Annotated in this window: 13 protein-coding genes; 4 read left to right on the forward strand and 9 right to left on the reverse strand. The window is 45.3% G+C overall.

The window, feature by feature from the left end; all coding sequences use genetic code 11:
• Positions 1–4 precede the first annotated feature (4 nt).
• Complete coding sequence (gene yidC / locus IRJ16_RS20920; protein ID WP_194113605.1) at positions 5–1,840, reverse strand: membrane protein insertase YidC; 1,836 nt, start codon at positions 1,838–1,840, stop codon at positions 5–7.
• A gap of 8 nt (positions 1,841–1,848) precedes the next feature.
• Positions 1,849–3,459 carry a CTP synthase gene (locus IRJ16_RS20925; protein WP_194113606.1) on the reverse strand — a complete coding sequence of 537 codons (1,611 nt, stop codon included), beginning with the start codon at positions 3,457–3,459 and terminating at the stop codon, positions 1,849–1,851.
• 207 nt (positions 3,460–3,666) lie between these two features.
• On the opposite strand from IRJ16_RS20925, the gene IRJ16_RS20930 reads away from it, so the two are divergent.
• Positions 3,667–5,079 (forward strand): TlpA family protein disulfide reductase, encoded by a 1,413-nt coding sequence (locus IRJ16_RS20930; RefSeq protein WP_194113607.1) that lies wholly within the window; start codon positions 3,667–3,669, stop codon positions 5,077–5,079.
• On the opposite strand, the gene IRJ16_RS20935 is transcribed toward IRJ16_RS20930, so the two are convergent.
• The 7 genes from IRJ16_RS20935 to trpS all read right to left on the reverse strand — a co-directional run bounded on the left by IRJ16_RS20935 (position 5,080) and on the right by trpS (position 10,756).
• On the reverse strand, positions 5,080–6,402 hold the full coding sequence (locus tag IRJ16_RS20935) for a M23 family metallopeptidase (RefSeq protein ID WP_194113608.1): 1,323 nt from the start codon (positions 6,400–6,402) through the stop codon (positions 5,080–5,082).
• A gap of 74 nt (positions 6,403–6,476) precedes the next feature.
• Positions 6,477–7,082: a YgdI/YgdR family lipoprotein gene (locus IRJ16_RS20940; protein WP_194113609.1), complete on the reverse strand. Its 606-nt coding sequence runs from the start codon at positions 7,080–7,082 to the stop codon at positions 6,477–6,479.
• Between the two features lie 14 nt (positions 7,083–7,096).
• On the reverse strand, positions 7,097–7,822 hold the full coding sequence (kdsB, locus tag IRJ16_RS20945) for a 3-deoxy-manno-octulosonate cytidylyltransferase (protein ID WP_194113610.1): 726 nt from the start codon (positions 7,820–7,822) through the stop codon (positions 7,097–7,099).
• Positions 7,819–8,352, reverse strand: coding sequence for a hypothetical protein (locus IRJ16_RS20950; protein ID WP_194113611.1), 534 nt, complete (start codon positions 8,350–8,352; stop codon positions 7,819–7,821). Before IRJ16_RS20950 ends, kdsB begins: the two co-directional genes overlap by 4 nt.
• On the reverse strand, positions 8,349–9,008 hold the full coding sequence (locus IRJ16_RS20955; RefSeq protein ID WP_194113612.1) for a hypothetical protein: 660 nt from the start codon (positions 9,006–9,008) through the stop codon (positions 8,349–8,351). The genes IRJ16_RS20950 and IRJ16_RS20955 overlap by 4 nt, the downstream gene beginning before the upstream one ends.
• Before the next feature lie 12 nt (positions 9,009–9,020).
• On the reverse strand, positions 9,021–9,635 hold the full coding sequence (locus IRJ16_RS20960; RefSeq protein ID WP_194113613.1) for a deoxynucleoside kinase: 615 nt from the start codon (positions 9,633–9,635) through the stop codon (positions 9,021–9,023).
• Between the two features lie 125 nt (positions 9,636–9,760).
• The gene (trpS, locus tag IRJ16_RS20965) at positions 9,761–10,756 is read right to left on the reverse strand and encodes a tryptophan--tRNA ligase (RefSeq protein ID WP_194113614.1); all 996 of its coding nucleotides are present in this window, start codon (positions 10,754–10,756) and stop codon (positions 9,761–9,763) included.
• Between the two features lie 161 nt (positions 10,757–10,917).
• Between trpS and IRJ16_RS20970 the strand changes: the two genes are divergently transcribed.
• From IRJ16_RS20970 to IRJ16_RS20980, 3 genes are all read left to right on the forward strand, one after another.
• On the forward strand, positions 10,918–11,556 hold the full coding sequence (locus tag IRJ16_RS20970) for a lysophospholipid acyltransferase family protein (RefSeq protein ID WP_228080389.1): 639 nt from the start codon (positions 10,918–10,920) through the stop codon (positions 11,554–11,556).
• 53 nt (positions 11,557–11,609) lie between these two features.
• A complete protein-coding gene (gene gatC / locus IRJ16_RS20975) occupies positions 11,610–11,897 on the forward strand; it encodes an Asp-tRNA(Asn)/Glu-tRNA(Gln) amidotransferase subunit GatC (protein WP_194113616.1) in 288 nt (95 codons plus the stop codon).
• Between the two features lie 154 nt (positions 11,898–12,051).
• A complete protein-coding gene (locus tag IRJ16_RS20980) occupies positions 12,052–12,774 on the forward strand; it encodes an ABC transporter ATP-binding protein (RefSeq protein ID WP_194113617.1) in 723 nt (240 codons plus the stop codon).
• Positions 12,775–12,882 lie beyond the last annotated feature (108 nt).

A 12,882-nucleotide genomic window follows, 5' to 3' on the forward strand; every position in this document is an offset into this window, starting at 1 on the left:
AGAATTACTTCTTTCCTTTAGTCTGCGCTTGTTGTTGCTGGCGCATCATTTCTTCCATTTTAGCGGCAAAACCAGTTTTCTTTTTGGTCTTGTCCTCAGGTTTCTTTTTGTTCTCCTGTATCTGAGCGTGGATCTTCTTGTCATCAACCATAAATTTGATCAGGTATTGTTGTAAGAAGGTCAGCATGTTGGCCAGGAAGTAATAGTAGTTCAGGCCGGCTGGGTAACCGTTCAGCGCGCCGAAGAAGATGATCGGGGTGATGTAACCTATGTATTTCATCTGACCGGTAGCGCCCGATATTTGATTATTAAAATAGGTATAGATCAGCGTACTGATGGTCATTAGTAAACACATTAAACTGATGTGTGTCCAACCGATCAATGGTAACGGTGCAAAGGTCACCAGAGTATCATAAGTAGACAGGTCATGCATCCACAGGAAACTTTGACCACGCAACTCGAACAAGCTTGGGAAAAAGCGGAAGAACGCTATCACGATAGGCATTTGCAGCAATAGCGGCAAACAACCACCCAGCGGGTTCACACCGGCCTTTTTGTACAATTTCATGTACTCCTGTTGTAGCAGGGTAGGATTATCCTCGCCAACTTTCTCTTTTATCTCGTCCATCTCAGGTTTTAACACCCTCATTTTGGCCATTGATAGGTAAGACTTATAGGTTAACGGAGACAGGACTAATTTCAGGATAATGGTCAACGCCAGGATGATCATACCATAGTTCCAGCCAAATTGCTGTAAAAAGGTGAACACCGGCAATACCGCAAAACGGTTGATGTATTGCAGCGGGCCCCAACCCATGTTGATCTGTTTTTCCAGCTCGTACTTATCACCCTGATCTTTCAGTGTGCTGTATTTATTAGGGCCAAAGTAGAACGTCAACGGGAAATTACCCACGCTACTTTTAGGTACTACCAAACCGGCTTTCATTTGCTTGATGTGGGTAGTATCCGCAATATCAATAGCAACAGCCAGATTAGATTTTGTAAAACCCTGGTCACTGATCAGCGCGCTCGAGAAGAAGTGCTGCTTAAAAGATACCCATTGCATCTTTTTATCGGCTATTTCTTTCGCGTCGTCCTTACCCTCGCTCAGGTAATCAACATCGTGCTCGGTAGTTCTCCAGTAAACGGTCGAGTACTGGCGCTCCAAAACCATGTCCTTTTCTAACTTGTTAGGGTTAGCGGCCCAGCTCAGGTTTATCTCGTTGCTATTAGCAACTACGTTATCCAAACCGGTCGGGGTGATGGTCAACCCAACTTTAAAGCCTTCACCTTTTAACGTGTACACGTAATCCAGGTATTGCGTTGGGCTGTAGCTTAAGCGCATGGTCACTGATGTTGAATCGGTACCTGTTACCTTTGCCGATGGCGCGCTTGGCGTAAAGTAATAATCGTTGGTGTTGATGTATTTATCACCGGCACGCAGGTTAAGGCCAAAGCTGTTACCTGCACCATCGAACATGATCAATGGTTTTTTATCGTGGGTAAAAAACTTCTTTAGCTGTACCGAGTAAACACGGCCGCCTTTAGCGCTTAGTTTGATCAGTAATTCGCTGTTCTCTAAAGTAACTAATTGGTCGGTACCTACGGTAGCAGCGCCAAAAGGTTGTTTAAGAACGGCAGAGTCTAAAACCTTGCCTGCTTTTGTGCTGTCGAACTTTGCTGTAGTGGCAGGTAATGGTTTACCAGCTTTCTTTAACGAATCCAGATGCGCGCGCTCTTGTTCCTTTTTTATCTCCGCGTCCGACGGCTTAAGCAGGTAGAACGAACCTGCTATAATGATCATGATCAGGAATAATCCTGTAAATGTATTCTTATCCATTAATTTAATTATTTCTTGCGGGCGTAAGCCAGCGAAGCGGCGACAAAGTTAACAAAAAGTGGGTGAGGATCTGCAACTGTCGATTTTAATTCGGGGTGGAACTGCGCGCCTACAAAGAACGGGTGATTTTTCAACTCTACTATCTCAACCAGACCGTTATCCGGGTTCATGCCAGATGTGCTCATGCCGCCCTCTTTATATTGTTTCAGATAGGCGTTATTGAACTCGTAACGGTGACGGTGACGCTCGCTGATGTGGGTTTTGCCATATATCGCGGCTGCTTTACTGCCTGCTTTCAGGTCGCAAGCGTAAGCGCCTAAACGCATGGTACCGCCCATGTTTTTAACATCCTTTTGGTCTTCCATCATCGAGATGACCGGATGAGCGGTTTGCGGGTTCATCTCTGTACTGTTAGCTTCGGCCAGACCCAGCACATTGCGGCCGTATTCAACCACAGCGCATTGCATACCTAAACAAATACCAAAGAATGGGATGTTATTCTCGCGTACGTATCTGATCGCCTCGATCTTACCTTCGAAACCACGCTCGCCAAAGCCTGGAGCGACCAATACACCGCAAAGGCCTTTCAGCTTATCGATGGCGTTCTCCGGGGTCAGGTTACCGGATTGGATGGTGACAACCTTTACTTTACACTCGTTCTTAGCACCGGCATGTACAAACGCCTCAATGATAGATTTATAAGCATCAGGAAGTTCAACATATTTGCCTACCAGGCCAATTTGTATCTCGGCAGTAGGGTTTTTAAGGCGGCCCAAAAAGTTTTTCCAGCTATCCAGGTTAGGCTCGTTCTTGGTCGGCAGTTTTAATTTTGCCAAAACGGTCTTATCCAGTTGTTCTTTCAACATCAGCAAAGGCACGTCGTAAATCGTCGACGCGTCTATCGATTCGACAACGGCATTGATATTAACGTTACAGAACAGGGCTATCTTTTTACGGATATCCTGATTGATATGGTGCTCGGTGCGGCAAACCAAAATATCAGGCTGGATACCATACTCTAACAACATCTTAACCGAGTGTTGGGTAGGTTTGGTCTTTAACTCGCCGGCAGCAGCAAGGTATGGGATCAGCGTTAAGTGGATGACGATGGCGTTGTTAGAGCCTTCTTCCCACTTGAACTGACGTACAGCCTCAACAAATGGCAGCGACTCAATATCGCCTACGGTACCACCTATCTCGGTGATCACGATATCGTACTGGCCATTTTCGCCAAGGATACGGAAGTTACGTTTGATCTCGTCGGTAATATGCGGAACAACTTGCACGGTCTTACCCAAAAATGCGCCCTCACGCTCACGGTTGATCACATTTTGATAGATACGACCGGTAGTGATGTTGTTTGATTGCGAAGTTGGTGTATTCAAAAAACGCTCGTAGTGACCCAGGTCAAGGTCGGTCTCGGCGCCGTCCTCGGTCACATAGCACTCGCCATGCTCGTACGGATTAAGCGTTCCCGGGTCAATATTAATGTAAGGATCGAATTTTTGAATAGTAACACGGTAACCACGTGCCTGAAGGAGTTTAGCCAGCGAAGCTGAGATAATGCCTTTACCTAATGATGAGGTAACGCCGCCCGTAACAAAGATGTATTTAGTCATGTAAATTGTTTCTGTACGGGATACAAAGGTAGCAAATTTCGGCGGATGTTTGGCGGCTATCTGTAATTGTTGAAAAGGCGGTAACTTGTTGATAAGAAAGGGGAAGCAGATCTAACGAGCGCATGGCCCGTGTCACAAAGAGTTTATTTGCGGAATATCTTGACCATTGTTCTTGATAAACTAAATATTTAGTTTTATGTTTGGGGTATGAAGAGCATCGTCAGACTTGCCTTTTTCCTGTTAGTTGCGGCAACATTCAATGCGCAAGCCCAGGAGAAATTTCCGGGCAAGACATTAAGTTTGATAGGGGAGCCGGCAGTTACTGTTTTTAAGAACGAGTCGGCAGATACTTTGAAGATAAAAGGTATGTTCTTTAACTGGCTGCCGTATGTAGAGACCAATTTTGACCTGCGTATCCCGCCCAGCAAGCAAGATAGCCTGACTTTGTTATTCAATTTTCTAGATCATATAGCTATTAACGGCACGTTCAGGATACTGAACGCCCCGGGTAAACGGGTGGTCTGTACTGTCAGAAGTATCAAGCCCAAGGCTACCGATGTTGAATTTGAAGGTGACCTGCACATGGAGAATACTTATTTGTTAAGTTATTCTAACTTTTTGGGTATCAACGATAATGAGAGCCGCGCCTATTACAACATGGGCGATAAGATCAAAGACTTTAATTTGTTCCCGGCCATAGCCGATTCCATTACAAAAGTTAGAACAGATTTTTTGGAACGGTATAGTCCGCCGGTATCGCCCTGGTTCAAACGCTACGAATACGATCGGTTAATGTATAACGGTATGATGCGTAAAGACAATGTGCTGATCAGTAAACGCTTTTACCGCGGCAAACCAATACCCGTGAATGATAATTATTATGATTTTGAAAAGGACCTGAGTTTAAAATACACCGGCGAGCCGATAACCACCGAGTTCCTTTGGACCGCTGATACTTATCTATTCCGCCAGGCAGAGAAAAAGAAGATCCCCGGCCTGGGCGGAATGTTAAAGATGACGGACAGCATTGCCGGTAACACCTCGTTGGCAGATGTGATCAAGACACGCAGGTTAGGTACATTCTATACACATAAGCGCGAAGATTACGAACGCGAAATGGCCGTTACTAAGTTAAGTACAACTGTGGTTAAAACCATGGTCGATTCCATTATTCAGGCAAGGTTGGGTTTTCCTAAGGTCGGTAAAAAAGCACCGGATATGACCTTGAAGGATATAGACGGCAAAACGGTTAGTCTGGCATCATTTGCCGGGCATCCGGTCATTATTAACTTTTGGGCCGAATGGTGCGGACCGTGCAAAGCCGAATTCCCGATGGAAAATAAGCTGTACCAGCAATATAAAGACAAAGGTTTGGTGATCATCAATATCTGCCTGGAAACCAAAGAGGAAAGCTGGAAAGCCATCACCAAACGGGATGATTTGCAAATGGTCAACCTGTTTGCTGATGCAGAGAGTTATAAAAAGATCAAAGCGGCTTATAATATAGGGGCGATCCCGCGAAGTATAGCTATTGGAAAAGATCAAAAAGTGATAGCCAATTATTATCAGCGTGCAAGTTTGTTAAAGGATGCAGATATAGCAGCGCTGCTTAAGAACTGATCACCTGCTGCTACTGATCCAGCCGGTGGTGTCTTTGTATTCCACCAAAAAGTAATTCTTGTAGGTGCCAAGTATATCTACTTTGTCGCCTTTATCAATAGTCAGTTTATGCGCTGCGGTACTATCAGGCTTATCATAAAGCGGACTATCGGTTTTTAACGCCAAGTTGCGGATAGGGGAGATCGAAGCGGTCTCTTTTGCGCGAACAAAACCAGCCGTTCCATCCGGCAGCGCAACTTTATACCAACCATCTGTAGCTGCGTCCACAGTTAACGGAGTATGTTGACTTAAAGGTGAACCAGTACTTTTAGGGTCGGGTAAAGTGTAAATAGTCGACTTGCTGTTATTTCTTACGGTAGCGTTCAGATTTGTCAAGGGCGCCGTAACCGGCAAAGGCTGTTTGATATTTCTGTCGATGAATGGCAGCGGGTCAACCGCGCCCTGGTTGGTGTAAATGCCAAAGTGCAAATGAGCGGGTGTGGTTCTCGCGTTACCCGTATTGCCCACCAAGCCGATCACATCGCCGGCCTTCAACGTTTGCCCATCGCTCACTAACTGACTATCTAAATGGGCATAATACAAACTATAGTCGCGCCCCTCGGGCCGGAAGAACACCACCTTTCCGCCCAAATTATTTTCACCGACACGGTTTACCGTCCCGGGGTCTGTAGCTATGGCAGGGCTGCCTTTGGTCGCGAAAATATCCACGCCTTCATGCTTGCGGCTGTCGGCGTCGCGGCCGTCGCCCCAAAAGCTACCGATGCGTGGTTTGCCAACATTTGATACCGGAAAGCCCAATGATGGCCCGGCGGTTATGGTGAGGGTGTATTCGCCGCCACGCAACAGTTCGGGTTGCAGGCGCAGGATATATTTACCGGTTTGTTTTACCTCGTAATTGATGTCAGCACCAAGCGTATCTGCTGATGCCACTACTTTGGTTTCGTTATTTTCTTCAACCTGCATCAGGTCTGCATAAATAGCAAAGTTTAGGATAGGCTTTCTGCGGATAGCGACGCGGAGCATTTGTCCACGTTTGGCATCGAACTTTAAGGCTGTCGCCATGATCTTGTCAGATGCAAAGTAACCAGTTTCCTGGTAAGGGATTGTGATGTTAAGCGTTTTGACTACGCTCTCGTTAGCTTTGCTCAACCAACTGTTGCCTAATGCGGTCTTATGCAATCCCGCTTCTATCAGCCGCTGACCGTATTGATCATGCGGAGATAATTTCTTGAACATGGCCAGTGGCCCACGGTCGCTACAGGCAGACCAAAGTAGAGTGGTCAATAGTAGCGAAGTATATAGTAGTAAATGTTTGCTTTTCATAGCGATGCCTCAGATCTTAAACCTGACGCATCACTATAAAGTTTTTTTTAAGTTTTTAGAAATGTCCGATACCGTTAATACCACTTGTTCATATCGGCTTCGGTATCTCTTTTTATCACTTTAGGTTTATAAGGCTGACCGGTATTGTATAAACTCACCAGATCAAGGATCTTGTTGAAACTCAGTTTGTCGATAGCGGTGTATTTGTTATAGATCTCTGGTTGGTCTTTTAACAGTTCGCCAAACCCGTCTTTTGCTTTGGATGTAGTGCCGGTAGATATTAGCACGCCTCCTTTAATGTTGAAAGGTTTGCCATTGTCTTTATTAACATACCAATTAAGGGATGTTAACAGGGTGCCGATAGCGCCCGCATAATTGTTCCCAACTCGTTGGTATAAACTGATCGGGCCGTTTTGTATCACATGGATAAACTCGGGTTTGCCATTATCGTTAATATCCAGGGCTCTGAACAAGATGTCATTGCTCTGCTGATAAAATTCTTTAATAGTTTCGGTCTTTATCTTTTCAGACTTGCCGCCGGGGACTTTATACTTTAGACTCCAGGTTACACTGACCTCGCACTTGATAGTATCACCATTGGTGGTGATCACATAGTCGTCTGTTTGAGCAACAGCTGTGAAAGTTGATAGGGCTAATAGAATTGCGATAAGGTATTTCATTTAGGTGAGGGGTTTTAGTATTTCAATTTCTCCAGATCTTCCGGAACATCTACCGCGTGGCTTTCTTTGTCCGTTAGCGCTACTTTTATTCGATAACCGTTCTCTACCCAACGCAGTTGTTCCAAGCTTTCGGCTTTTTCTAAGGATGATACAGGCAGGCGAGTAACCTGTTGCAGTATGTCACTTTTATATCCATAAATGCCGATGTGCTTGTAGTACGTGTTATGATATAGCCAGTTCTGCGGTTCTTCGCCACGTATGTGCGGGATGGCTGAACGTGAGAAATAGATCGCCTCGCTTTGGCTGTTAATGATCACCTTAGGGGTGGCCATGTTATAAAGCTCGTCGGTACTTTCTATCTTTTTGATCAAGGTAGCCAATTGCGTTCCCGTCGTGTCGAAACAACCCGCTACCAGGCTGATCTGCTCGGGGTCTATAAAAGGCTCGTCGCCTTGGATGTTGATGATCGTATGGTATTCGGGATGTTTAGCTGCTACCTCGGCACAGCGATCAGTACCGCTGGGGTGGGTCGAGGCCGTCATCACCGCTTTACCGCCGAAGGAGATTACATGGTCAAATATCAGCTCATCATCCGTCGCCACAAAAACATCGGCTAAAGCCTCGCACTTTTTGGCTTGCTCATAAACGCGTTGGATCATGGTCTTACCACCAATATCGACCAATGGTTTGCCCGGAAAACGGGTAGATGCATAGCGGGCGGGGATGATGCCTAATATCATTTATCGTTGCGTTTAAATTTAATGGTTTTGAAAGCGGCTAAAGCGGCGGTTTGATCTTCTAATGAGAGGCTATCGCCACTCAATTGAAAGTCAAAAGAAGATGACTCACTCTTGCAATAGATCCCAGTCATTCCTTTTCTGGTCGATTTTGGCCAAATGATCTTGATAGAGTATCCGTTTTCTTTGTATTCATCAAAGTTATGAGCATTTATTACGGCCGTATCACTAACGTACCGTTGTTTGTCATTTTCATATTCGGACTTAGATGGCACGAGCGAACTTGCATAACCATGATAACTTAGATCAAACGATAAATAGGTAGAGTCGCCGATCTTTATATCACCCACAAAAGAATCGATGCCCCGGGCTTCGATATAGGCCCAATGCTTCAAAACTACGATTGTAAATTCTTTGACGTCCAGTACTTTGAGGCCTTTCTTTTCAAGTTCCTGTTTGCTAATACTGTACGACCTATTTTGATCACATCCCAGCATTGTTAGTGCAAGAATCAGAAAGAACCAGGCTTTCATTGCTGATCGTGCTTAAACTTAACAGTTTTGAACGCCAACAAAGCCGATTCCTGGTCTTTTTTAGCAAGGTCAGAGCCGCTTAGCTGGAAATTCATTGCCGAAGACCTCGACCTGATATAAATGCCTGTAACCCCTTTGCCGGCTACTTTGGGCCACGTGGTCTTATAAACGTATTTATCGTTGCTATCTACCTTAAAGTTCTGCGCGGCGATGTCTTCCGGCAACTCTATCGGGAGGATACCTGTTTTAGCGCCGTATTTTAAGTAAGCGATATAACTGGCTTTAGGATATTTTTTTTTCTGTTCGGTTGTTATTGGTTTTATCTCCTTATCAGCCTGACTAACGTAAAAAGCGAAGACCTCTTTCCACCATTTGTTAGTGGCAAGGTATTCCTTTTCGGTCAATGGTAACCTGTCTATAGGTTCTCGTGTGTTCAAATCAAAACCCATTAGCACATTAGGTCCGGCTATCTTACCCGAAATAGCGTACGGAAAGCCGCCGGGTTGCTCAAACATCCAATCCCCCGGCACCCGGATGGTGAAAACGTCCAGTCCTAGTTGCTGCCAATTGGCGGGAATGATAACCTCCGACTCATCCCTATTGCTACCCGTACAACCTAACAATAAAAACGGGAGAAGATATAATAGCTTCCTCATAGCAAATATCGCTTAAAACAAACCGTTAACCTCACGCTCGATCAGTTGAATGATAGTACCCATGTCTTCCGGGTTATTAGCGAAGTCCAGATTGTCTTTATCCAAGATCAGTAACTTACCTAAGTCGTAGTTGTTGATCCATTTGTCGTACTTCTCATTCAGTTTAGACAGATAATCTATACGGATACCTATCTCATACTCACGGCCACGGCGCTGAATATTGTTCACCAGCGTTGGCACCGACGCTTTAAGGTATACCAGAAGATCAGGCGGTTTAATGTAAGCGGTAATGTTATCAAATATCGCGCGATAGTTCTCGTAATCGCGGCTGGTCATCAGCCCCATATCGTGCAGGTTCTCAGCAAATATGAAAGCGTCCTCATAAATGGTACGATCTTGCAGGATGTTCTTATCACCCGCCTGTATATCCACGATCTGGCGGAAACGGCTGTTAAGGAAATAGATCTGCAGGTTAAAGCTCCAGCGTTTCATGTCGCTGTAAAAATCTTCCAGATATGGGTTATTATCTACCGCCTCGTAAAGCGGTTCCCATCCATAATTTTTGGCCAGCATGCCCGTAAGCGTGGTTTTGCCGGCGCCGATATTTCCTACAATTGCAATGTGCATTTAGCGAATAGTTAATGGTTCATAGTTCATAGCTGTTGTACGAACAATGCCCCCGGTTGGTTTAAAGATCAGTACAGGTTCCTAAAATACACTATGAACCATGAACTATCAACAATGAACTTAAATTAAAACTTCATAAAACCGATGATCTCTCTAACCTCGCGGATGGTCCTTGTCGCGCTTTCGCGGGCTTTGTCGGCACCTTGTGCTGCAACTTTACGCAGAAATTCTGAGTCGTTTGCGATATCGTTAATGCGGTCGCGGATAGGGGCGGTGGCTATGATCATGTCTTCGGCTAACTGTTTCTTCAAGTCTCCGTAACGGATCTGCATAGAGTTATATAGGTCGTTAAAATGATTGTAAGTATCCGGTGTCGAAAGGAATTTTAACAGGTCGAACAGATTCTCAATCTCGGCAGGTTTTACTTGGTTTTCAATTAATGGTCCGCCATCGGTAACGGCACGCATTACTTTTTTGCGGATCACTTCAGGAGCGTCTGATAAGTACACTGCGTTAGCTTCACCTTCCGATTTACCCATTTTACCTTTACCATCTAATCCGGGGATCTTTACTAAGCTTTCGCCAGCGCTAAATGCGTAAGGTTCAGGGAAATAATCGTGGTTATATAAACGGTTAAATCGATTACCGAAGGTGCGTGCCATCTCTAAATGCTGCTCCTGATCTTTACCTACAGGTACTTTGGTTGCTTTATGGATCAGGATGTCGGCCGCCATTAATACGGGGTATGTCAACAGACCTGCATTCACATTATCCGGGTTGGCGCGTACCTTATCTTTAAAAGATGTGCTGCGTTCCAATTCGCCCATGTAGGCGTTCATATTCAGGTACAGGTACAGTTCCGATATCTCCGGGACATCGCTCTGTACGTATATTGTAGCCTTGTCCGGGTCGATGCCTGCTGCCAGATACTCGATCAATACGGTCTTTACGTTATCGTGCAGGTTAGCCGGGGTAGGGTGTGTGGTGAGCGAGTGCAGGTCTGCTATAAAGAAATAGCAATTGTACTCGTTCTGCATTTTTACAAAGTTCTGTATCGCTCCGTAATAATTCCCCAAATGTAATTTCCCGGTCGACCGGATACCACTAACAACAGTTTCCATAATGGTGGCGAAAGTAAGTATTTTTTATATTTTTGATAACGATGAAATTGATGTTCAAGAGGGCCCACGTTTACTTTTACGGGGGATGTGTAGGATTGCTGTATTTTTTGCTGTGGCCGCTGTTCTACTATTTTTCCCGAAAACCAAGTCGATATCACACCTTGAACAGAATCAGAGCTTTTTGGGGACGGTGCAGTTCGGGAATGGCGGGTTTCTTTTACAGTTTTGAGTACGAGACCACTATAGATTGGAGCCGACCTTATATCATCTGCCCCAACCATACCTCCAACCTGGATATCACGGCCATGTGTATTATGGTAAAGAATGACCATTGCTTTATGGGCAAACATCAATTAGTGGACGGCCTGGTGACCGGCCTGTTCTTCCGTACGGTAGATATTCCCGTTAATCGCGAAAGCAAAATGGCATCGTTCCGTGCCTTTAAAAAAGCCGAGGAGCGTTTAAAAGAGGGCATTACCATGATCATTTTTCCCGAAGGTTCTATCCCCGACGTTTATCCACCTGAACTGGACAGCTTTAAGAACGGGCCGTTCCGTTTGGCGATAGAGCAAAAAATACCCATCATTCCCGTAACTTGTGCGGATGCCTGGAAGTTCCATTGGGACGACGGTACCGAATACGGCACCCATCCCGGCGTCGCCACTTATTATATGCACAAACCAATCGAGACAGCCGATCTGACCGTTGCAGAGGCCGACGCATTGCGTGATCAGATACATGCCATCATTAGCAATAAATTGGGTTTAAAAGAGGACGACGCGGCAGCCGTTGCCGTATGATCACCGCACCAAAAGTTTTTATGTAGCTTTGTTGCTACCCGATACATCTTGATATGAAGATAAACGAAGATACCGTTAACAAAATAGCCCAACTGGCACGCCTGGAACTATCGGCCGATGAAAAGGCCGAGACCATGAAAGACATGAACCGCATCCTTGACTTTATGGATAAGCTGAACGAGGTTGATACCACGTCCGTTGAACCATTAGTTTACATGAATGCCGACGTGAATGTACTGCGCGAAGATGTTGTCCGTCACGATATTTCGCATGAAGAAGGCCTAAGCAATGCTCCTGAAGCGGATAATGACTTTTTCCATGTGGCGAAGGTGATAGGGTAAGGAGGTCCGAAAGTCGGGAAGACGGAAAGTCCGCAAGATGTTTGGCGTCATTTACTACTCCTGCTTTCGGACTTTTCGACTTTCGGTCTTCCGGACTTTTTCAAAATAGCTGTAACATTCATACCCAACAAGCGTCAAAGCAACAAAAATATTCATGGAGCCACTAATAACCATTAAAGATATCGGACGTAAATATGTGATCGGGGCGGAAGTAATTCACGCGCTTAAATCTGTATCGCTGGCCATCAATAAAGGCGAATTTGTGGCGTTGATGGGGCCATCGGGTTCCGGCAAATCTACATTGATGAATATTTTAGGTTGTTTGGATACGCCTACTAAAGGTCAGTACATTTTGAATGGTATCGACGTAAGCCACATGACCGATAATGAATTGGCCGAAGTTCGCAACTCCGAGATCGGATTCGTATTCCAGACCTTTAACCTACTGCCCCGTAATACTGCTCTAGATAACGTGGCGCTGCCGTTGATCTATTCAGGCACCAGTAAAGAGGACCGTAAAAAGCGTGCCGAAGCTGCCTTGAAGAACGTAGGTCTGGGCAATCGTATGGATCACAAGCCTAACGAGCTTTCGGGCGGTCAGCGTCAGCGTGTAGCCGTAGCCCGTGCATTGATCAATAACCCTTCGATCATCCTGGCCGATGAGCCGACCGGTAACTTAGATACCAAAACATCCATCGAGATCATGGGGCTGATCGAAGATATCCATTCAAAAGGCAACACTATCATCCTGGTAACACACGAAGAGGACATTGCCCAACACGCACACCGCATTGTACGTATGAGAGACGGATTAGTAGAGAACGACTACCTGAACACCGATATCCACACCGTAAAAAGAGAAAAAATAGAAGAGTAGATTAACTACAATTTTCAATAAACGAGAAAGCATCGCTCAAAACTAAGCGATGCTTTCTCGTTTTTCACTAATCACTAATCACTAATCACTAATCACTGATCACTGATC

The organism is Mucilaginibacter myungsuensis (assembly GCF_015222005.1).
In the GTDB taxonomy this organism is placed as follows: domain Bacteria; phylum Bacteroidota; class Bacteroidia; order Sphingobacteriales; family Sphingobacteriaceae; genus Mucilaginibacter; species Mucilaginibacter myungsuensis.

Excerpts from the sequence above, each read along its gene's own strand:
- yidC (WP_194113605.1), bottom strand. The coding sequence starts at position 1,840 with ATGGATAAGAATACATTTACAGGATTATTCCTGATCATGATCATTATA.
- IRJ16_RS20925 (WP_194113606.1), bottom strand. The coding sequence starts at position 3,459 with ATGACTAAATACATCTTTGTTACGGGCGGCGTTACCTCATCATTAGGT.
- IRJ16_RS20930 (WP_194113607.1), top strand. The coding sequence starts at position 3,667 with ATGAAGAGCATCGTCAGACTTGCCTTTTTCCTGTTAGTTGCGGCAACA.
- IRJ16_RS20935 (WP_194113608.1), bottom strand. The coding sequence starts at position 6,402 with ATGAAAAGCAAACATTTACTACTATATACTTCGCTACTATTGACCACT.
- IRJ16_RS20940 (WP_194113609.1), bottom strand. The coding sequence starts at position 7,082 with ATGAAATACCTTATCGCAATTCTATTAGCCCTATCAACTTTCACAGCT.
- kdsB (WP_194113610.1), bottom strand. The coding sequence starts at position 7,822 with ATGATATTAGGCATCATCCCCGCCCGCTATGCATCTACCCGTTTTCCG.
- IRJ16_RS20950 (WP_194113611.1), bottom strand. The coding sequence starts at position 8,352 with ATGAAAGCCTGGTTCTTTCTGATTCTTGCACTAACAATGCTGGGATGT.
- IRJ16_RS20955 (WP_194113612.1), bottom strand. The coding sequence starts at position 9,008 with ATGAGGAAGCTATTATATCTTCTCCCGTTTTTATTGTTAGGTTGTACG.
- IRJ16_RS20960 (WP_194113613.1), bottom strand. The coding sequence starts at position 9,635 with ATGCACATTGCAATTGTAGGAAATATCGGCGCCGGCAAAACCACGCTT.
- trpS (WP_194113614.1), bottom strand. The coding sequence starts at position 10,756 with ATGGAAACTGTTGTTAGTGGTATCCGGTCGACCGGGAAATTACATTTG.
- gatC (WP_194113616.1), top strand. The coding sequence starts at position 11,610 with ATGAAGATAAACGAAGATACCGTTAACAAAATAGCCCAACTGGCACGC.
- IRJ16_RS20980 (WP_194113617.1), top strand. The coding sequence starts at position 12,052 with ATGGAGCCACTAATAACCATTAAAGATATCGGACGTAAATATGTGATC.